Annotated in this window: 19 protein-coding genes; 10 read left to right on the forward strand and 9 right to left on the reverse strand. The window is 44.6% G+C overall.

What is annotated here, in order from left to right; translation table 11 throughout:
* Positions 1-9: 9 nt before the first annotated feature.
* Together AAA942_RS11730 and AAA942_RS11735 are read right to left on the reverse strand one after the other, a co-directional pair.
* Positions 10-663 (reverse strand): hypothetical protein, encoded by a 654-nt coding sequence (locus AAA942_RS11730; protein ID WP_338220464.1) that lies wholly within the window; start codon positions 661-663, stop codon positions 10-12.
* The gene (locus AAA942_RS11735) at positions 660-1,337 is read right to left on the reverse strand and encodes an outer membrane beta-barrel protein (RefSeq protein WP_338220465.1); all 678 of its coding nucleotides are present in this window, start codon (positions 1,335-1,337) and stop codon (positions 660-662) included. Before AAA942_RS11735 ends, AAA942_RS11730 begins: the two co-directional genes overlap by 4 nt.
* A 207-nt stretch (positions 1,338-1,544) precedes the next feature.
* Here AAA942_RS11735 and AAA942_RS11740 point away from each other — a divergent pair, with 207 nt between their 5' ends.
* Positions 1,545-3,011 carry a glycine--tRNA ligase gene (locus AAA942_RS11740; RefSeq protein ID WP_338220466.1) on the forward strand — a complete coding sequence of 489 codons (1,467 nt, stop codon included), beginning with the start codon at positions 1,545-1,547 and terminating at the stop codon, positions 3,009-3,011.
* A gap of 103 nt (positions 3,012-3,114) precedes the next feature.
* Here AAA942_RS11740 and AAA942_RS11745 read toward each other — a convergent pair whose 3' ends face one another.
* Positions 3,115-3,603, reverse strand: a complete 489-nt coding sequence (locus tag AAA942_RS11745) for a DUF6702 family protein (protein ID WP_338220467.1) — start codon at positions 3,601-3,603, stop codon at positions 3,115-3,117.
* Positions 3,604-3,687: 84 nt separating this feature from the next.
* Between AAA942_RS11745 and AAA942_RS11750 the strand changes: the two genes are divergently transcribed.
* The 8 genes from AAA942_RS11750 to AAA942_RS11785 all read left to right on the forward strand — a co-directional run bounded on the left by AAA942_RS11750 (position 3,688) and on the right by AAA942_RS11785 (position 15,065).
* Entirely contained in the window at positions 3,688-4,266 is a 579-nt protein-coding gene (locus AAA942_RS11750; protein ID WP_338220468.1) for a HupE/UreJ family protein, read from the forward strand.
* A 76-nt stretch (positions 4,267-4,342) separates the two neighbouring features.
* Complete coding sequence (locus tag AAA942_RS11755) at positions 4,343-6,682, forward strand: M1 family metallopeptidase (protein WP_338220469.1); 2,340 nt, start codon at positions 4,343-4,345, stop codon at positions 6,680-6,682.
* Between the two features lie 145 nt (positions 6,683-6,827).
* On the forward strand, positions 6,828-7,958 hold the full coding sequence (locus AAA942_RS11760; protein ID WP_338220470.1) for an efflux RND transporter periplasmic adaptor subunit: 1,131 nt from the start codon (positions 6,828-6,830) through the stop codon (positions 7,956-7,958).
* 4 nt (positions 7,959-7,962) lie between these two features.
* Entirely contained in the window at positions 7,963-11,136 is a 3,174-nt protein-coding gene (locus tag AAA942_RS11765) for an efflux RND transporter permease subunit (protein ID WP_338220471.1), read from the forward strand.
* Positions 11,133-12,536, forward strand: a complete 1,404-nt coding sequence (locus AAA942_RS11770) for an efflux transporter outer membrane subunit (protein WP_338220472.1) — start codon at positions 11,133-11,135, stop codon at positions 12,534-12,536. Before AAA942_RS11765 ends, AAA942_RS11770 begins: the two co-directional genes overlap by 4 nt.
* A 267-nt stretch (positions 12,537-12,803) precedes the next feature.
* Positions 12,804-13,049, forward strand: coding sequence for a hypothetical protein (locus AAA942_RS11775; RefSeq protein WP_338220473.1), 246 nt, complete (start codon positions 12,804-12,806; stop codon positions 13,047-13,049).
* Between the two features lie 59 nt (positions 13,050-13,108).
* Entirely contained in the window at positions 13,109-14,125 is a 1,017-nt protein-coding gene (locus AAA942_RS11780; protein WP_338220474.1) for a hypothetical protein, read from the forward strand.
* Positions 14,091-15,065 (forward strand): hypothetical protein, encoded by a 975-nt coding sequence (locus tag AAA942_RS11785; protein ID WP_338220475.1) that lies wholly within the window; start codon positions 14,091-14,093, stop codon positions 15,063-15,065. The genes AAA942_RS11780 and AAA942_RS11785 overlap by 35 nt, the downstream gene beginning before the upstream one ends.
* A gap of 27 nt (positions 15,066-15,092) precedes the next feature.
* Here the strand turns inward: AAA942_RS11785 and AAA942_RS11790 are convergent, their stop codons facing one another.
* The 6 genes from AAA942_RS11790 to AAA942_RS11815 form a co-directional block, all read right to left on the reverse strand.
* The gene (locus AAA942_RS11790) at positions 15,093-16,202 is read right to left on the reverse strand and encodes an amidohydrolase (protein WP_338220476.1); all 1,110 of its coding nucleotides are present in this window, start codon (positions 16,200-16,202) and stop codon (positions 15,093-15,095) included.
* Between the two features lie 86 nt (positions 16,203-16,288).
* A complete protein-coding gene (locus AAA942_RS11795; protein ID WP_338220477.1) occupies positions 16,289-16,906 on the reverse strand; it encodes a hypothetical protein in 618 nt (205 codons plus the stop codon).
* Between the two features lie 54 nt (positions 16,907-16,960).
* Positions 16,961-17,185: a hypothetical protein gene (locus tag AAA942_RS11800; RefSeq protein WP_338220478.1), complete on the reverse strand. Its 225-nt coding sequence runs from the start codon at positions 17,183-17,185 to the stop codon at positions 16,961-16,963.
* A gap of 51 nt (positions 17,186-17,236) precedes the next feature.
* Entirely contained in the window at positions 17,237-17,752 is a 516-nt protein-coding gene (purE, locus tag AAA942_RS11805; RefSeq protein WP_338220479.1) for a 5-(carboxyamino)imidazole ribonucleotide mutase, read from the reverse strand.
* A complete protein-coding gene (locus AAA942_RS11810; RefSeq protein WP_338220480.1) occupies positions 17,749-18,894 on the reverse strand; it encodes a 5-(carboxyamino)imidazole ribonucleotide synthase in 1,146 nt (381 codons plus the stop codon). Before AAA942_RS11810 ends, purE begins: the two co-directional genes overlap by 4 nt.
* Before the next feature lie 49 nt (positions 18,895-18,943).
* Positions 18,944-20,716 carry a MutS-related protein gene (locus tag AAA942_RS11815; protein ID WP_338220481.1) on the reverse strand — a complete coding sequence of 591 codons (1,773 nt, stop codon included), beginning with the start codon at positions 20,714-20,716 and terminating at the stop codon, positions 18,944-18,946.
* A gap of 63 nt (positions 20,717-20,779) precedes the next feature.
* Between AAA942_RS11815 and AAA942_RS11820 the strand changes: the two genes are divergently transcribed.
* Positions 20,780-20,956, forward strand: a complete 177-nt coding sequence (locus AAA942_RS11820; RefSeq protein ID WP_338220482.1) for a hypothetical protein — start codon at positions 20,780-20,782, stop codon at positions 20,954-20,956.
* Positions 20,957-20,986: the final 30 nt, after the last annotated feature.

The following is a 20,986-nucleotide window of genomic DNA, read 5'->3' on the forward strand; positions in this document are numbered from 1 at the left end:
CCTCTTGATTTAGAAGAAGAAGGTAGCTCCAATCTGAAATGATGAGAAAAGCCCATTGTCCAATCTTTTAGTAGTTGTGGATTGTCCAATTGCAGCAGCACTTTGTTTATTTAGGCGATAGTCTACTATGGAGCTTTGAAGATGAATGCCAAACCGATTGCTCAAAAGATATTGTAATCCCAAGCTGGCCCCTACCTCCAATCCCTTGTTCTTAGAAAGAATAGTACGATTGGATGAGCCATCTTCAATATCTCCAATATCTCCCCAAAAACCTCCAACTCTTAAATCAGCAAAGAAGGATAGCTTGTCCCCGGCTGGAATATATTTTCTTGAAAATAGTCCGATTCCATATTCAAAAGAATTGAATTTGACTGGAGAATTCCCCGTAAATTCTCCTTTTCCCCAGTCCATTCCGAAGCTTGGGGTCAAGCCTATGGCCAAATTGTCTTGGATGAAATACCCCAGTCCTGGCTTCAGGGAAAACCCCTTTTTCTGATAGGAGCTATTAAAAGTCCCAATTGCGAGATCACTGGTTTTGTCTTCCTGCCGATCCATGGAAATTCCCACTTGTCCATCTACCATCCAAGAGCCTCTCTGCATCTGTCCTTTGGCGCTGAGTGCTATTACCAAAACAAAGAAAATTGCCAATACCGATTTTTTCATTTCTTTGGAAGAAAAAAGTTAACTCCCAGACCAATCACCGAGGAATCAAAGCCCAGACTAAAACTACTGGATTCTTGGTCCACTGAGTTCTGTTGAAACTCTTGTTTAGAGGAACTAGATGAAAAGTTTAATGGAGATATGGAAAGGTTGATTCCAAGCCATTTCTTGGGAAAATAGGACAGACCAGCCGTTGCATCAAATATTACTTCTCTGGATTCGGTGCTTGTGGATGTAGTTCGGTTAGCAATTGAGTCAATTAATTCGGTTCGAGAATGATTATACCCAAGTCTTGCTTGCAAGAAGAAGCTAAGAAAATCATTAACTGAGATATACTTTCGAACAAAAGGAGCAATACCAAAATTGGTGGTTTTGGAACTGCTTTCATGGGTTTCTATGCCGGCAAAGCCGGGCAGGTTGCTCATTCGTTTAAATCTGCTAATAGGTAGACTTAAGCCCAACACCCAATTTGATTTAAAGAAATATCCAAAATCAGGACTAATACTAAAGGCTAAGTTGGTTAATTCAAGAATATTGGAGACATCATCTTCCGTTTGTGATGAAGATGAGCTGTATCCTAGTCCGCCTCCAAGTAAGAATGTTCCTTTTTCCAGCTGTCCGAAAGAAGTAATAGATATCAGAAAAAATGGCATCAGAGTCAAAATGATCTTTTTCATATATTTTGGAATTGTAGGGATTTAAGGAGGAAACGGTAATTAAAAACCTTAGTTGCAATATTCTGGTGAAATAATTTACCCTATTTTCTATTTATTTGATTTAAAACTTCTTGAAGTTGAAATTCTTGAATTCAAATTGTAAAATCCCAGATTCAAGACTTCTCTTTTCATTATCCAAATCAATTTGTTTCCTTATTTTTGCGCCCTATGGCAAAGACAGAAACTCCCGGCGAAAACGCCCAATTGAAAGATATAATTTCCCATGCCAAAGAGTATGGATTTGTATACCCTAGTTCTGAGATCTATGACGGCTTGCAAGCTGTGTACGATTACGGGGCTTACGGAGTAGAATTAAAAAACAATCTCAAGCGCCTGTGGTGGGAAACCATGACCCGCGTATCCGACAATATCGTTGGGATTGATGCGGCGATTTTCATGCATCCGACCACTTGGAAAGCTTCCGGTCACGTCGATTCTTTCAACGATCCGATGATCGACAACAAGGACAGCAAAAAGCGCTACCGTGCTGATGTCCTTGTCGAAGAGCATGCTGCCAAGTTGGAAAATGAAGGTCAGGTGGAAAAAGCCAAGTCCCTGACTGCTGCATTGGCTAGACTTCTCGAAGCCGAAGATCTGGCCGGAGTACGCGACCTGATCACCGACGAAGGCATCAAATGCCCAATCTCCGGTACCTCCAACTGGACCGATGTCCGTCAGTTCAACTTGATGTTTTCTACGCAAGTGGGTTCAGTAGCCGAAGATGCTTCGACCATTTACCTCCGTCCGGAGACAGCTCAGGGGATTTTTGTCAACTTCCTCAATGTGCAGAAGACGGCACGTATGAAAGTTCCTTTTGGAATTGCTCAAATCGGAAAAGCCTTCCGGAATGAGATCGTAGCCCGTCAGTTCATTTTCCGTATGCGTGAATTTGAGCAAATGGAAATGCAATTTTTTGTACGTCCTGGCACAGAGCTCGACTGGTATCAGAAGTGGGCTGACACCCGAATGAGATGGCATTTGGCTTTGGGTACGCCTGCGGCAAAGCTCCGCAAGCACGACCACGAAAAGTTGGCACACTACGCCAATGCAGCGATGGACATCGAGTTTGAGTTTCCGTTTGGATTCAAAGAAGTGGAAGGAATCCACTCCCGTACAGATTTTGACTTGAAATCCCATCAGGAATACTCCAAGAAAAAGCAACAGTACTTCGATCCGGAGATCAACCAAAACTATATCCCCTACGTGATCGAGACCTCGATTGGAGCAGACCGATTGTTCCTCTTGACTCTTTGCAACGCTTATACAGAGGAGAAAACAGAAGAGAAAAGCAGAACCTACCTGAAGTTCCATCCAGCGGTGGCACCGGTAAAGGCAGCCATTCTTCCTATCGTGAAAAAGGATGGCCTTCCGGAGAAAGCGCAGGAAATCGTGGATGTCTTGAAATACGATTTCAATATCATCTATGAAGATTCTGGATCAATCGGAAAGCGCTATACCCGTCAGGACCTGATCGGAACACCATTCTGTATTGCTGTGGATCATCAGACCTTGGAAGACAATACCGTCACCATCCGTCACCGGGATACCACCGAACAGGAGAGAGTTGCAATTTCTGAACTACATGGAAGAATCTCCGAGGCAACTAGCTTCAGAAGGATATTTGAGAAGATTTAAGTCCGATGTCGGGTGTTCGATGTCAAATGTAAAAAGCCGTTAGAATGAATTTTCTGACGGCTTTTTGTCTAAAATCTTATGTCTTACGTCTAAAATCTACCCATTAAAACTCCACCTTCCCCTTTTCCTCTCCTTTGCCCAAAAGCATACTTCGGGGCGATTTTGACTGGAAATAGACATGGACAATATTCTGCTGCCCATCAAAATCCTCCAATAGCACCGTATTTTTCATTTCCACCGTTTTGGGAGTTTCCGCTTGGGATGACTCTAGGTAAAACCAAGCGGCATCCTCCTCCACCTCATGGCCCAAATAGTTTAGCGTGAGCAATTTGCCATTAACCCAGACTTGGTTATGCTTAAGGAGGTAGGTTTTAATTTGGTTTTCCAGTTTGGATTTATCCTTTGGATTGAGAAAATCCACTTTTTCCTTCAGTTCATTTCCCAAGGCCACCTCCAGGTCATCCCAAAAGATCTTCTGGGCGATTTCCATTTTTTGGGAAGCTGGATTGTATCGCATTTCGGTGAGGCTGATATAGAAAGGATGAAGCAGGCTCATCCATGCGGAAAGAACGAAAATGTAAGCGTGTTGCATTTGGTGTAGGAAATAAGCCGGATTTGGGATTTTCGGTGTATTATTGCCCGCAATTTAACTCTTTCAGAAGCTTTACACCCAACTATGTCTTCATTTGAGCTTTACTTCAAACTCGGACTTCAGCATATCCTCGATATCAACGGATTTGACCATATTTTATTTGTCCTCGCCCTTTGCGCCGTCTATGTGGCTCGGGACTGGAAAAAAATCCTGATCCTGGTCACTGCCTTTACCATCGGGCATTCCCTGACCTTGGCTTTGGCTACGTTCAATGTGGTCAAAGTGCGCTCGGATGTCATCGAGTTTTTGATTCCTGTCACCATTGCCATTACTGCCTTGGTCACCTTGTTTAAGCCCAAACCCTCAACCGGCAAAGGCATTTCGCTGAATTACCTCTTCGCTGGCTTTTTTGGCTTGATTCACGGTTTGGGCTTTTCCAATTACCTGAAAGAGCTCCTAGGCAAGGAAGCCAGTATCTGGCAGCCCTTATTGGCTTTCAATATCGGCTTGGAAGTGGGCCAAATCGTAATTGTCGCCTCATTTCTTCTGCTGACTTCTCTTCTGCACCTAGCCGGGGTCAATAGAAAGGACTGGACACTGATCGTATCCGCATTTGTGTTGGGTATTGCCTGTATGCTGATGTTGGAAACCAAATTTTGGTAAAAAATCACCACCCAAAACAGAATTCTTTTCTGTTTAGACATCAAGTTGTTAATTAGAAAATTGAAAAAGATCGAATATGAATTTGACTAAAAAACTACTCACGATTGCTGCTTTGGGACTGGCAGGAATCTCCCCACTCTTGGCTCAGCATACCGAGCAAAACCATGCCGTACGATTTGAGCAACTCGGCACTATGCTCCGCACACCCAACGTGTATCGGACTGCTTCTGGCGCTCCAGGCCACATGTACTGGCAGCAACAAGCCAACTATTTGATCGAGGTCGAGCTCAATGATGACAATCAGTCGATCAAAGGCTCCGAAACGGTCACCTATATCAACAACTCCCCGGATCAGCTCACATACCTTTGGCTGCAGCTCGATCAAAACAACCGAGGCAAAGACTCCGACACCCCAAAAGTGACTGAGTCGAGCATCGGCCCAAGAATGTCCATGAGAGCGCTGGAGAGTATTCTTTGGCACTCTGACGATCATGACATCAAGATTCTGTCCATCAAAGGAGCCGATGGCAATCCTCTGAATATCGCCATCAACAAAACCATGATGCGGGTGGATCTTCCTCAGCCACTGAAGGCTGGAGAGTCCTTTACGTTCTCCATCGACTGGAGCTTTAACATCACCGACCGAATGGGCTTCATCGGAGGTCGTCCGGGTTATGAGTTTTTCCCCAAAGACGGCAACTACCTCTATACCATGTCGGAGTGGTTTCCAAGAATGGCCGTGTACTCTGACTTCGAAGGCTGGCAAAACAAGCAGTTCCTGGGTTCAGGAGAATTTGCTTTGACTTTTGGAGACTACGAAGTGAGGATCACAGTACCTGCCGATCACATGGTCGGTGCGACTGGGGTACTTCAGAATCCTGAGGAAGTCCTTTCCGCTACCGAGCTGGAGCGATGGAACAAGGCCAAGCAGACCTACGATGAGCCAGTGATCATCCGAACTCAGGCAGAAGCTGAGGCTTTGGAGAAAAAGAAAGCATCCGGCAAAAAGACATGGGTTTTCAAGGCTGAAAATGTCCGTGATTTTGCCTGGACTTCTTCCCGTAAATTCATCTGGGATGCCATGGCGGTGAAATTGGCCGGAAAAGATGTGATGGCGATGTCTTACTATGGCAAAGAAGGAAATCCGCTTTGGGAGCAGTACTCTACCAAGGTAGTAGCCCACACACTCAAGTCTTACTCCGCTCACTCATTTGATTACCCTTATCCAGTTGCCATCTCTGTCGAGGCGAGCAACGGGATGGAATATCCTATGATCTGCTTCAACTATGGACGTCCGGACGCAGATGGCACTTACTCCGATGCGATCAAGTACGGGATGATCTCCGTGATTATCCACGAAGTAGGGCACAACTTTTTCCCGATGATTGTCAACTCCGACGAGCGTCAGTGGACTTGGATGGACGAAGGCTTGAACACCTTCATGCAGTTTATGGCGGAGCAGGAGTGGGATAGAAATTATCCTTCCCGACGGGGACCTGCTCACAAAATCGTGCCTTACATGAGAAGTGAGAAGCACTTGCTCGAGCCGATTATGACCAATTCTGAAAACATCATCCAATTTGGACCAAATGCTTATGCCAAACCTGCTACTGCCTTGAATATCCTTCGCGAGACGGTGATGGGCCGTGAGCTGTTTGACTTCGCTTTCAAAGAGTATTCGAGAAGATGGATGTTTAAGCACCCAACTCCAGATGATTTCTTCAGAACGCTGGAAGATGCTTCCGCTGTAGATTTGGATTGGTTCTGGAGAGGTTGGTTCTATGGAACGGAGCCTGTGGATATTTCCATCGAAAATGTAAGCTGGTACAAGCTGGACAACCGAAATCCTGCTCAGAAAAAGGCGGATGCAAAAGCGGAATTTGACCGGGAAGAAACCTACGTTTCCAAAGAGTATAATAAAACCGACGTCGAGCAGACTGTGGTCGAAGCCGATCCGGCCACCCGTGATTTCTACAACAGTTACAATCCCTTCACTGTGACACCAGAGGACGAGGATGCCTACAAGAAATTCATGGCTAGCTTGACTGAAAAGGAAAAAGCTTTGCTCAACAGCAACATGAACTTCTACGAAATGACTTTCAAAAACGTCGGAGGTTTGGTGATGCCCTTGATTATCGAATTCCACTATGCCGATGGCACTTCTGAGATCGAAAGAATTCCAGCAGAAATCTGGAGAAAAAATGAATCACAGGTGACCAAGGTATTTGCAAGGCAAAAAGAAGTGGTTCGCTTCGTACTTGATCCCAAGCGGGAGACTGCTGACATCGACGAAAGCAGCAATTATTGGCCAAGACAGTATCAGCCCACACGCTTTGAACTATTCAAAGGTGCCGGCGGTGTGAGAGGAGCTTCCATGGGAGACAATCCAATGAAAAAAGCCCAGAGCAAAAAATAAAATCAAATCCCGAGGAGAAATCTTCGGGATTTTTTTTGTGAACTTTTTAAAAAACTACTTTGTAAATGGAATCAGAAATGGGATTTGACTAAGAAAATTTGCTTTTTCGGGTAAATTACCAGAGAATTTAAAAAATTCCATTTCCATGAAATCAAGATTCGCCGCCATTGGTTTGACTTTATTACTTTTTTCCTGCGGAAAAGACCAAACAGTCCAAGCCCCCCCACCGCCCCAAATTCATGTGATTGAAGTGATCAGTCAAAAGGTCAATTTGGAAAAAGACTTTGTGGCACAGATCTATGGGAAGATGGACATTCCCATCCGTGCGAGGACTGAAGGGTTTTTGGAGGGAATCCATTTTCAGGAAGGAAGAATGGTGAAAAAAGGGGATTTGCTCTACACCGTCGATCCTGACCCTTTGAGAGAAAATGTAAACACAGCCATGAGCCAATTGGCCGAGGCCAAGGTTTCTCTGACCCAGGCAGAAAATGATTTGGCGAGGTACCAGCCTCTGGCGGAGATCAATGCTATTTCCCAAAAAGACCTGGACGCTGCCATCAGTAAGAAAAAATCAGCAGAGGCCATGGTAGAGGCAGCCCAATCCCGGGTGAATTTTCAAAATATCCAATTGGGCTATACCAGCATCAAGTCACCCATCAGCGGATTGATCGGCAAGACCAATGCTAAAGTCGGAGAATTTGTGGGACGCGACCCCAACCCGGTTATCTTAAATACAGTCTCGATCATTGATTCGGTCAGGGTGGAATTTTTCCTTTCAGAAAATGACTATCTACAGCTTTTCAGAGAGTATCAGGAAAATCACAATCAAGCCCAAAGATCCCAGCCCCTCAAACTTATTCTGGCAGATGGAAGTGTATTCAATCACGAGGGCTATGTGGACTTTATCAATCGTCAGATCGATGCCAATACGGGGACCATTTTGGTTCAGGCCACTTTTCCCAATCCGGAAAGCCTGATTCGTCCCGGTCAATTCGCCAGAGTGAGGGCTTCTATCCGATCTGTAGAAAACGGGGTAATCATTCCCCAGCGGGCCGTGAATGAGTTTCAGGGTCGGTTTTTTGTTTTTGTGGTGGGCGAAGGGAATCAAGTCAGGCAACAGGAGGTGCAGATTCTAGGCCCATACAGGGATTACTACTTAATTGATTCCGGACTAAAGGAGGGAGATCAGGTAGTTTTAGAGGCCTTGCAAAAAGTGGCCGAGGGACTGGTGATCGAGCCGGTTCCTTTCCAATTTGAATCTCAATACAAAGACTGAGGCCATGAGCAAATTGGAAGAAAACCAACACCTCTTCTTTGTCAGAAGGCCCATTGTTGCGATAGTCATTGCACTTTTCATGGTGATTGTGGGAGGGATATCCATTTTGGGACTGGCTATTGAGCAATATCCTGCGATCACCCCTCCTGTGGTCAGGGTCAGTACTGCCTTTACCGGAGCCAATGCAATCTCCGTAGAGCAGTCGGTGGCCTCTCCGCTGGAGCAGGAAATCAACGGAGTGGAAAACATGCTCTACATGAAGTCCACCAATGCAAATGACGGTACTTTGGCTTTGGATGTGACTTTCGATCTGGGCACCGATCCGGATATGAATACAGTCTTTACCCAGACCCGGGCTGCAGCAGCTACTCCCAAGCTCCCTGAAGAGGTGAAAAGATTGGGTGTAAAGACCGAAAAGTCCATGCCCAATATTCTTATGCTGATTACGCTAACCTCTCCCGGGGAGATCTACAATCAGCAGTTTTTGGGCAATTTCGCCAGCATCAATATCAAGGATCAACTGGCCCGACTCAAAGGAATCGGACGGGTGGTGGTCTTGGGAGCGAGTGACTATTCCATGCGTATTTGGGTCAAACCTGACCGATTGGCGAAGTTGGGGATTACCATTCCGGAAATCACCGATGCGATCCGTCAGCAAAACGTAATCGCTCCTGGAGGGAAATTTGGCTCAGAACCAGCTCCAGCCGGGACAGAATTCACCTACACCGTGAAGCTTCCGGATCGTTTGGTGACCGAAGAAGAATTTGGAAACGTGGTCGTGAGGTCTGGCTCTGACGGAAGTCAGGTTTTGATTAAAGATATTGCCCGAGTGGAGCTAGGCGTAGAATCCTACAATGCCTTCACCCGCCTCAATGGAAAAGAATGTGCGATCATTGCCCTTTACCAATCCCCTGGGTCCAATGCAGTTGCTTTGGCAGAGGAGGTGATCGGGACCATGGAGGAGCTGAAGGCGGGTTTTCCGGAAGGTATCGCCTATGATGTCTCTCTGGACTCTACCGAGCCCATCATTGCCGGAATCAATGAGATCATCGAAACGCTGATCATTGCTTTGGTATTGGTGATTTTTGTGGTTTTCCTTTTCATTCAGGATTGGAGAGCGACCTTGATCCCTACTTTGGCGATTCCAGTTTCCCTTGTCGCGGCCTTTATGGTATTCCCACTTTTGGGTTTTTCTATCAATACCCTTTCTCTCCTAGGTTTAGTTTTGGCGATCGGGATCGTGGTAGACGATGCCATCGTGGTGGTGGAGGCTGTTCAGGTCAATCTTCAAAAAGGGATGAGTCCCAAAGATGCCACCACACATGCTATGAAGGAGGTAACTGCCCCGGTTATCGCGACCACATTGGTTATGGTGGCCGTGTTTGTCCCGGTAGCCGCTATGGCTGGAATAACTGGAAAACTTTATCAACAATTTGCCATTACCATTGCCATATCTGTAATCTTCAGCTCGATTAATGCCTTGAGTTTGAGTCCGGCGCTTTGTGCTTTGCTATTGAAAAAGCCCGAGGCAGCTGGTAAGGGGTACTTGGGGAGGTTTTTTGGGAAATTCAATGCCTGGTTTGACCGAAGCACGGAGAGCTACACCGGTGTTACGAAAGTATTTGCAGGAAAACTCAAACGAGGAGCATTTTATATTTTGATTTCTCTGATTGCAGCTGGGGTTTTCGGATCGATGGTTCCTGGAGGTTTCTTGCCTGAAGAAGACCAAGGTTACATTTATATCAACCTGCAGCTACCTAATGCCGCTTCCATGCAGCGGACGGATGCGGTGATGAAAAAGATCGAGCATATCGTCCTCAGCCAGCCTGAGGTGAAGTATGCAACTGGTCTATCTGGATTTAGCTTGTTGGCCAATGCCTTTATTCCCAACACCGGCTTTATGTTTTTGACCTTACAGCCTTGGGATGAGCGGGAGACTACAGCCCGGGAAATGCAGGCCCGACTTAATCAGATTTTGGCTAGAGAAATTCAGGAAGGGATGGCCGTCACCTTTGGTCCACCGGCTATTCCCGGATTGGGAAATGGATCAGGATTCAGCATTATGATCCAAGATAAGGGAGGAAAAGACCCGGCCTACTTAGCTCAAAACACCTACGCATTCATCAAAGCTGCTCAGGAGAGGCCTGAAATCGCTTCGGCTTTTACGACCTTTCAAGCGGTCGTCCCTCAGCGCTCCATCGAGATCAATTCGGACAAATTGCTCAAAACAGGGGTTCGGATGAATGACGTCTACACTACTTTCGCTGCATTTTTGGGAGGGGCCTATGTGAATGATTTCAATCGGTTTGGGCGATTGTACAAAGCCTATGTTCAAGCCGAACCTGAGTATCGTCAAAACGAAAATGACCTCGAACTTTTCTATGTCAAAAACAGTGAAGGAGAGTCCGTTCCGGTTTCCAGTTTTGTCGAGGTCAAAAAAACTGCGGGTCCGGACTATACCAACCGCTTTAACCTTTATCGAGCGGCCGAAGTCACTGGAGCTCCTGCTCCGGGATTTTCATCAGCTCAGGCTTTGGATGCGCTGGAGGAGGTGGCAGAGCAAGTCCTCCCGGATGACATGAGCTACAGCTGGAATGCCATGAGCTATCAGGAGAAAAAAGCCTCCGGACAGGCGGGAATAGTGTTTGCGTTTTCTCTTCTCTTTGTATTTTTGATTTTGGCGGCTCAGTATGAAAGCTGGTCTATGCCGTTCGCGATTCTTTTGGGTACTCCATTCGCTTTATTTGGAGCTTTCTTGTTTCTCTACTTGGCCAGATTGGTCGATGAAGCTTATCTGAACAATATTTTCGCTCAGATATCCTTGGTCATGCTGATCGCTATGGCGGCTAAAAATGCCATCCTGATCGTAGAATTTGCCAAAATCAAGTTTGATGAAGGGCTATCGCTTTTCGATGCCGCAGTGGAATCTGCCAAACTCAGGTTCAGACCCATTTTGATGACGGTATTCTCATTTATCCTTGGGGTTTTGCCCTTGATTTTAGCATCCGGCTCCGGGGCTGAAGCGAGAAAGGTCATGGGAATGGCCCTTCTGGGAGGAATCGGGGTAGCGACTCTGCTTGGGGTGTTCTTTTATCCCATGCTGTTTGTATTGGTAGGGAAGCTAGCCAAGTATGAAGAGAAAAGAGACCTTCAAAAAATTAAATCCACTCAGCCATGAAGAAGCTAAGCTTAATTTTCTTTGCAGGTCTTTTGTTGGCTGCCTGTAAGTCGGGACAGAATTATCAGGGGGTGACGGTGCCGGTCACGGATCGGTTTCAACAAAATGACCCGGGATATTCCCAAATGATTTCAGAGGTAAAGGTAGATACCCTTGAGTTTGATTCTACGCTAAACATTATTTGGTTTGATCTTTTTCAGGATCCCGTATTGGATACCTTGGTGGCAAAGGCTTTGGAAAGAAATCAGGATCTCCTGATTGCAGCTGAGGCGATTCAGCAAGCCCAAAGTGCTTTGGCCGTCCAAAAAAGCCAAATGCTCCCCGCAGTGGGCTACAGTGCCGGTGCCAGTCGGGGCAATTTTGCCTTCAACAACTCCATTCCAACCAGCAATCTCTTCACAGGCTTTGGCTCATTGAGTTGGGAGCTTGATTTCTGGGGTAAATTCCGAAGACTCAACGAAGCTGCCCGAGCGGACATCTTGGCCTCGGCTGAGGGCTATCGGGCGACTAGACTCAGCTTGGTCAGCACGGTGGCCAGTGCCTATTTTCAGCTTTTGGAATATCAACTGAGTCTGGAAATCTCCCAGCAAACCTTGGCGCTGAGGGACAGTATGCAGACGATCATTGAAGCCCGCTTTGAAAAAGGAATCATCGCCGAAATCGATCTCAATCAAGCTCAAATCCAGACTGCTATAGCCGCCGGAAGTGTGCCTATCTGGGAAAGGCTGATCGTTCAGACCCAAAATCTGATCCGCGTTCTTACTGGGGATATTCCGGGAAGCATAGAGGCAGGAATTCCACTGAGAGAGCAGTCTTTGGATATTTTTATCCCTGAGGTATTGCCCATGCAGCTGCTGACTCGACGACCTGATGTTTTGGCAGCAGAACAGGGAATCATCGCTCAAAATGCAGTCACCGGGGCTGCCAAAGCCAACCGACTCCCGAATATTTCTCTCAGCGGGCTGATCGGCGTGGCAGGAACCCAGTTTTCAGCACTTGGAAGTAATGGTGCTTCCTGGAATATCGGGGCTTCTTTGGCTGGGCCTATTTTCAACTGGGGAGCCTTGCAGCGACAAGTGGATATCGCAGAAAGCCGGACCCGACAGGCTATCTTGGCTTACGAAAGAACAGTCCTGCAGGCGTATCAGGAAGTGGAAAACACCCTGGCCAACATCCGCTCCCTGAAAAAAGAACTCATCGCGCGGGAGGCACATGTGGTAGCGGCGGTCAAGGCGCAGTACCTTTCCCAGGAGCGATACAATCAGGGTGTCACCAGCTATTTGGAATACTTGGAGTCCCAAAGGCAGGCTTTTGATGCCCAGCTCAACTATGCCGGTACCAAGCAGGAATTGCTGAGCAGTTATGCCGTGTTGTATAAGGCGCTTGGGGGAGGATGGTAAAAAATCATGTTTTCAACGCTTAGATAAGAAATGCGAAAAGAGGTTTTCAGTTAAATGACGTTTGAAGGCTAGATTTCTGCAGTTTCATAGGGTTAAAAGATTTTTTAAAATTTTTAACTTAAAATTTGGAAATATGGGGGGGGCATGCAGTAGATTTAAGAATTAGTTCATGACAGGCGCCGGGATTGAGCTGACTTTCTTTAAGGTTTTTGACCCTACCTTGAGGAAAGGAGCATTTTAGGGTCCTTCACTTAAATTAAAATCAAGATGAAAAAACTCGTTTCAACAAGTTTTCTGATGTTTATGGTTCTTTTGGGTGGTACTGCACATGCGCTTTGTATCAACTGTGGATGTTCAAGTCAATATCAAAGTTGCATGGACAAAGCAGCTTTAGCAGATGACAATGGTTTAATTGATAATGGTGATGGCTCTTATTCGTACGGAGGATCTGAAGCAGAATGCAAGCAGTTGAGAAAAGATTGTCATGGTTCTGGTGTTAAATTTCAATTATAAGTAAGCTATCCATACTCCTTCCTCCCTGCTAAAGGAGGAGGGAGTAAAAATTAACATCAATGAGAAAATCTAACCTTTTCCACTATTTGATTCTGATCCTCCTTTTGTTTTCCTGTGAAGAAAAGAAACTAGGATTTCCATCCATGGAATTAAGTCCTATTAAGAAGATTGAACTAGAGAAGTCCCTTGGTGCTTACACTATTGATCAGGCGATTTCAAGAACTACTGATGGGTATTTACTTTTTGATCGAACAAGTCAGTCTGTAATCTTGGTTGATTTTCTTTTCTCGAGCAAGGTTCAAGAATTCAGTCTAGATGGGACAATTCTTGAAGGGGCTTCCTTATATGGATTTGATCTACTTAAAAACAGGCTTTTTTTACGTTCTTCTCAGGGATTTGCCGTATTCTCTTTGGATAGTGATTATAGATTAATCGGAGAATTTAAAAACCCTTTCCCATTGTCCAACCAATTATATAGCTACAGAGATCAGAATTTTTCTACTGAGATTTCTCAGAAAGGGGTCAAGGTAGTTTCCTTTCTTTGGGATGATACTGAGGGTTTTAAAAAAATAGAGGAATTATTTACGATTTCGGCAAAAAGGCCCACTATAGATGTTGACCTTTCTGGGTGGCTTGTAGGTGTTAATGGATTTTTGGTTTACCTAGATGAATGGTCAGGAGAATATTCTATGATGGATATTGAAAATAAATCACTTGTAAAGGAAGGTAGACTTCCTCTCTCTGGGCCATTGGAAGAGAATTTTGAAATGGATGAAAATAATCTAAATTTTGGAACCTTTAAAAATGCCTACAGTATCACCTCTAAGAATGATTCTGCTTTTTTTATTTTGAGAGAAATAGATTGGGAGATCAGCAATTCAACCGAAATTGATCTCTCTTTGGAAAAAGACAAAGAGAGAATCAGAAAAAGACTTCACTTGTTTAATGATCGGTTTGAAATAGTTGAATCCTTTTTATTGGAGAACTATACCAATTCCATTTTTTTTTCTGATGGCAAATTGTACGCAAATCATACAGGAGATGAAGAATTATATTTATATACTATTAAAGAATAATTTATTTTATTTCGCTCTTTTTCATTTTTGTATTCCAAACGGGTATACACAGGACTTGGTGATTACAGAAAATAGTATAGACGGATTTATTCAAGATATTCTTAAGGATAAAAGAGTAGATTATGTTTACTCAAAAAGAGGACAAATTTTTAGTGATTTTTACATCTTGGATAATAACGAAAAAGCAATTTCTATATACAGAAGTAATGGGGAGATTACTTCTAATGGAACACCGATTCTATTTCTAGATAATAAAAATATTGCCAAAGATTCTTTATTTATTCTTGGTTGGCCTCCGTATGGCAATCCTGGGACATTTTCGCCTCTCTCTTCGTTAGACGGTAGATTAACTTTTATTCCTTTGATGGTTTACCCATCAAATCAAATTTTTGTCAGTCCAAAGAAACCAACCAAAGGGTATTTAACAGGTCTTGGAAATAAGAATAATATTGTATTTCATGATTTTGCTTCCAAAAATAATCTTTTTGGAGAATACTTCGATTATAACGAAAAAAAAGAAATTCTCACTTTTAAGAAAAATGAAATTTCATTTAGAAATCAAGATGTTTTCTTTAGACATAAAGAGGATAAAATCATGATTTACGAGTGTAAGACCAATGAGTTTTTTCTTTTCCAAAAGAGTTCAGGAATTTTGGAAGAAAGATTTTCTTTTTCTGAAAAAGATTTAATCAATTTTGAGCTGATTGCTCAGGATCTAGTTATTATTTCCGCAAAAAACAAGGAATCTTTTGATTTTGAAATTTTAGTGTTGAACCTAGATTCGAAAGAAGTAAAGGTCATCTACACTACCAAATCTTATATACCAAGGGTAAAATCCTTTGATAATGCTATTTATTTTGAAATTGCTTCTAAATTTTCAGATAGTGATTTTCCTGAGTCAATCCTATTCCAAATTAAGATGCCAATGAAAATGGATTAGCCAAAGGTCATTAATCGATCTATTTTCTTACTTATCGATTAGTTTTTCAAACATCCCCACTCCCGTCTCAATCAATTCGTCCGGAAAATCATAAGTACCGGCATGCAATTGGGGGCAATTTTCTCCTGCACCCAAACCAAACAAAAAGGAGGGACAAATCTGGGAAAACAAGCCAAAATCCTCTGACCAACGGAAGGGGTCTGGCTTTTCGATCAAACTTAAACCAAGTCCCTTGGCAGCTTTCTCAACCTCTGGGTACAAGCTTGGATCGTTGACCGAGACTGCAAACTGTTCAACAAAAGAGAATTCAACTTTCAATTGCTCGGATGTGGCGATGGCTTCAGCGGTGGTCTTTACTTTTTCTATCAGTTCGTCCAGGTCTTGCTGATCATAGGCTCTCAGAGTCATACTCAGGCTTCCTTTACCCGCACTGGTACCGAAGGCTAAGCTTCCTAATTCTGCATGGATCAAAGTCAGCAAAGCAAAGCCATTTGCCTCCTGGGGCAACTTGGGCAATTCTTGAATCAGTCTAGCAAGTGCCTGGGCGGGATTGATACCAGCTTCCGGATGGGCGGAATGGGAGGTCCTGCCGGTCAGTGTGATGCTCATCCCTGTACTTCCTGCAGCAAAAGTTCCTTTTCTCATCACCACCTGATGGAGCGGATAGCCGGGTAGATTATGCAGTGCAAAGGCAAAATCAGGTCGTATTTGCTCAAATCTGGAATCCGAAAGGACAGCTTTCGCTCCATCTCCAGTCTCTTCTGCCGGCTGGAAAAGAAGCACGACTTCTCCAGATTCAGGTCGGTTTTGGGCTAGTTTTTCACCCAAACCGCAGAGAATCGTCATATGTCCATCGTGTCCGCAGAGATGGCCTTTGCCGGGAATCTGACTTTGGTGATCGCTCGGGTTCAAGTCCTCTATCGGTAATCCATCCAATTCGCAGCGGAATAGTAGTCTTTTTCCTGGTTTTTTCCCCTTGAAAAGGAAAGCTAGACCTGTTCCTCCCAAATTTTGGAAGGTCTCATCGGGGGAAAGAGGTTCAAAAAACTCTAAAATCCGCTGTGCGGTTTGTCTTTCCTCTAGGGCAGTTTCTGGAAATTGGTGGAGGGTATGTCTTAGTTGGATCAGGTGATTCATGGGTTCAAGTTAGGGAATTCACTTTTCCATAGTTTGGAACTATGGAAAAGTTTCCTCCTTTCTCTCCCAAGACCTGGAATTTTGAATCAAATAATCCCGTCTCGGACTGCTGTCTTCACCACATTCTTAGCGACAGATCGAGCTTGTTTGGATGCGTCTGAGCCTATTTTCCCTCCAATATTCATGCTCCACTGCATATCAGGCCCTTGCTTATTATAAAATAGCACCGAACCGGAAAATTTTTCTACCCGCTTTGGACCACCGGCAACAGGGACGCTGGTTCCCAAAAAGCCACTAAAAATTCCAACCCTTACCGGTACTCCTACACTTGCACTTACTGTGGGAGAGTTTTTATACTCCGTGGTGGGGGGATTGAAGGTATAGACGAGCAAGGCATCTGCTTCCAGCTGATTGGCTTTGGTCATAAACGTCTCTTCGGATTCTAGATCTGCTTCAGAAAAGTTGGAATAAGCAGGAATGGCTTGGATTCCGTTGGCAAGGAGTTCTGCTACTGTTTGATCCTCAAGCATTCGCTTCGCACCGGGATTGGTTGTTTTGGCCAATACGATCACTTTGCGATATGCTTCTTTTTGGTAAGTCGGAGATGTCCAAGAAGATTGAGCCAGAATTTGGTGGGATGACCCCACGAATGATAGAGTTAGGACCATGGAAAATAGGGCGGGTAATAATCGCTTTGTATTCATAATTCGGTTGATTGGTGAAGGAATTTACCAAATTTTGGAAAAACTGAATTGAAATTAAAAAAGGACAATTCTTACTAAAAGAAAGGAAAAGATCATTTCCCTCTCATAAAATTTACAATCACATAATTCAGAAACCTGCCCTGCCCCAAACTTAAACCCCAACCAAGCACCTCCCAGCATTAAGATCAGGGTCACAAAAATCAGGAGCAGCAGGGTGGAAAGGGGCATTTCCCAGTCCTCACCACCGAATTTGAATTTGACAGGCTTATTCCAGTTCATGGGGTGGAGTAATGGGTTATTGAATATTGATTATTGAAAATTGGTCATTGATCATTCCTTCAACACCGCTTTCCAGCCTTTTTCCTCAATCTGGGCGGCAGATGCTTCGACCTTCTCACGAAGTCCAGTCTTGAAAGCATCCATCTTTTTCCCGATCTCAGCATCGTAAGCACCCACGATAGAAGCGGCTAGGATCCCTGCATTTTTCCCTCCATTGAGTGCCACCGTAGCTACTGGAATTCCGCTTGGCATTTGCAAAATGGACAAAATACTGTCCCAACCATCGATCGAGTTGGAGCTTTTCACCGGGACTCCAATCACAGGTAGGCTGGTCAGGGAAGCGACCATCCCCGGCAAATGAGCAGCGCCTCCCGCTCCTGCCACAATCACTTTGATCCCACGCTCGCGTGCCGAACCTGCATAGTCGATCATCCGCTGAGGTGTGCGGTGCGCACTGACCACAGTAAGCTCGTATGCGATTCCGAGTTCTTCGAGAAACTGGGCAGCTTCTGCCATAATCGGGAGGTCAGACTGACTTCCCATGATGATTCCTACCTGTGGGTTCATGCGTTTGATTTTATTTTGATCAGTTCTTTAATACGGTGTGCTCGGGCTTTCAGACTTTCCACATTTTCATCCAAAATGGTCACGTGGCCCATTTTGCGGAAAGGCTTGGTTAGTTTTTTCCCATACAAATGAATGTATACTCCCTTTTCGGCCATCGCTTCTTCTTTTCCCTCTACGATCGCAGGGCCAGAAAAACCATCTTCTCCCAGCAAGTTGATCATAGCGGCTGGACATCTCAGGTCGGGATTGCCTAGGGGCCAGTTCATCACGGAGCGCAGATGTTGCTCAAATTGAGAAGTAAAGTTGGCTTCGATGGTATGGTGACCGCTATTATGCGGGCGGGGAGCGATTTCATTGACCAGCACTTCTCCGGATTTGGTCACGAATAGTTCTACTGCCAAGATGCCGACCATGTCCAGTTTCAGGATGACGGCTTTCGCGATTTCCTGAGCTTTGGCTTCTACTTCAGCAGAAATTTCAGCTGGCGCAAAAAGAAATTCAACCAGATTGGCCGTAGGATGAAAAGCGCATTCAACGGCAGGGTAGGCGATTAGGTCTCCGTTTTCATTCCGGGCAACTGTGACAGCGATCTCTTTGTCGAAATCAATCAATTTTTCAAGCAATCCGGGTGCATCAAAAGCCTGATCCAAGTCGGCCTCGCTTCGCAAAATCTGAACCCCACGTCCATCATAGCCTTCTTTTCCCAGCTTATTCACAGCAGGCAAAAAAGAAGCTTTTGAAATAACATCAGCCTTGTTCTCAGTAATGATAAAATCCGCAGTAGGAATCCCATGCTGGGCATAAAACTGCTTTTGTTCGCGCTTATCCTGAATCAATTTCAGGATATGGGGTTGAGGAAATACTTTTTTTCCATCATCTGCGAGCTTTTGAAGCGCATCTGTATTTACTGCTTCAATTTCTACGGTAAGTACATCACAGCTTTTCCCAAACGAATAAACCGTATCAAAATCCTTGAGCGAGCCTACCTGAAACTGCTGGGCAATATCCTTGCAGGGAGCATTGGGGTCCGGATCGAGAATATGAATGTCCTGATTGTAATTGATGGCGGACTGGATGAGCATTCGTCCGAGCTGTCCGCCCCCGAGTACTCCGAGGATTTGAGAGGTAGTGTGCTTTGTCATGGCGTGAATTGCCCGTAAAAGTACGAGATATTGAGGGAAGGAAAAACCCTTAAGTGGAGGGCTTGAATCGGATTCCCATCAATTCCATCAGCTTATGGGCATTGAAGCTTGGGCATGCACCGGACTTAAGCAAGTAATCAAACTTGATCTCCTGATCCTGAATCTCCGAATGGAAGGAGTAGTTTTTAACCCCTGTTTTGCTTTTGGCTAATTCGGAAAGTTCGATATCATGTGTGGAGATTATTCCAAAACCATGGGTTTGGAGAATCTGATCCACCAAAGCCTGAGAACCCGAGATTCGGTCTTGGGTATTGGTGCCTTTGAGGATTTCATCGAGTAGAAAAAGTACCTTTTCTCCCGAATCCAGTCGATCAATCAATTTTTTGATGCGGAATAGTTCTGCATAAAAAGAACTGACACTCTCTCCCAGGTTGTCCGTATTTCTCATGCTGGTGTAAAGCTGGAAATCCCCCAAAGAAAGCGACTCGGCAAATGGACTAAGTCCCATTTTGGCCAAGACCCAATTGATTCCTAAGGTTCGCATAAAAGTGGTTTTTCCGCTCATGTTTGCTCCCGTCAAAATCACCAATCTCTGATCTGAATCAAATCTCAGTGAATTGGCAACGGCTTTGGTGGGGAGAATCAGAGGATGGCTTATTTCTTCTGCATCTAAAAATGAATCATCGGACCAGGCAATTTTTCCCTTTCCTTCCATTTCCAGTTCAAATGCACCTAAGGAAACCCAAACTTCCCAATCGGCTAAGTGCTCAGGGAGAGAAGAAAGAGAAGGCCCTGCCTTGGATTTCCAGGATTGTAAGCGATCGTAAAGCAGAAAATCTGTCCATAAAAGAAGGTTGATAGGGAGGTAGAGCAGATTCATTCGATTTTGAACCCAAAGGGCCAGTCGGTCCAGCTGATTCAGCTGCTGTGAGATGGATGTTTCTCCGCCGAAAAGCTTCCTTTTTTCTTCCTCCAAAAGAGAATTCCGGAAAACTTCCTGCTCAATGCAATGTGCCCGTACGCCAAAGGACTTGAGCACTGAAGAGACAGGAAGTGCATCGGCAGCTTGCTTTAGTGGACCAAATACCCTGCTAAGGGAAATAGTCCCCAAAATCACCCATAAGCCCAAGTAGCCCTGAGGAAGATTTCCCCAAACAGTAGCACCTAAAAGCACAAGACCTCCCAAAGGACCCAGAAAAGAAAGTATTTGATTGATTTTAGACCTTTTTTCCTCTGCCCCAAGCCATTTTTTCCAAGTATCATTCAGGGGAATATCTTCTGAAAAGGCAAGCCCGGAAGCTTCCATGGCTCTAAGAAAATCCGACTTTTCGGAAAGAGTCTTTACCGCGAAGCTTCTATTTTTTGAGGCATCGGGATTTAAGTCCTCTTTCATCAATTGGGCAAGTTTGGATTTGCCACCGGGAGAAAAGGTGTGATTGACCAGCTGAAAAAGAGAGTGCTCTCCAAAAAGATCCAAATCCCCTGAAAAGGGGTGGTTTTTATCAGTAAACTCCAATCCGGCATCCAGTTCCTTTAGTTTTCTTTGGGATCGTTGCGCTTTCCGGTCTGCCAAAAGTCCAAGTGCCTGATAAATTTTCTGCTGATCCTGAATGTGGTTGAATTTTTGTATCAGATAGATAAAAAGAATGCCGAAGCCCAAGGTCGGAATCAACCAAATGACGGAGTCAGAAAGGCTGAGCACCCCGAATCCAAGCAAGGCTATAAACACGATTAACCTGCCCAGTGAAAGAACAGACTCTCTTTTTTTCGTACTTTTTAGCTTTTCTTCTAGTCCCTGAGGATCAAAATCAAAAATTCTCATGGTCAAAGATAGAAAATCGAAAGTAGGGCGTTAGTAAAAGGTGATCGTAGAATAAAAATCGATATGAAGCCAAAAGATAAACCTACTAAAGTACTCGATCAGGAACCCGAAGAATGGGATCCCCGAGAAGGGATGGGGATTTTGCCGGAAGGAATGGCTCTTACCCAGAATATCGGCTGCGTAGGGAAGCCCAAAGATAAAAAGACCACTTCTCCCAAAAATGTAAATGACAATAAGTAAATTTGCCTGATTTTTAACGAATTAAAGCCT

This window comes from Algoriphagus sp. oki45 (assembly GCF_036245605.1).
GTDB lineage: Bacteria > Bacteroidota > Bacteroidia > Cytophagales > Cyclobacteriaceae > Algoriphagus.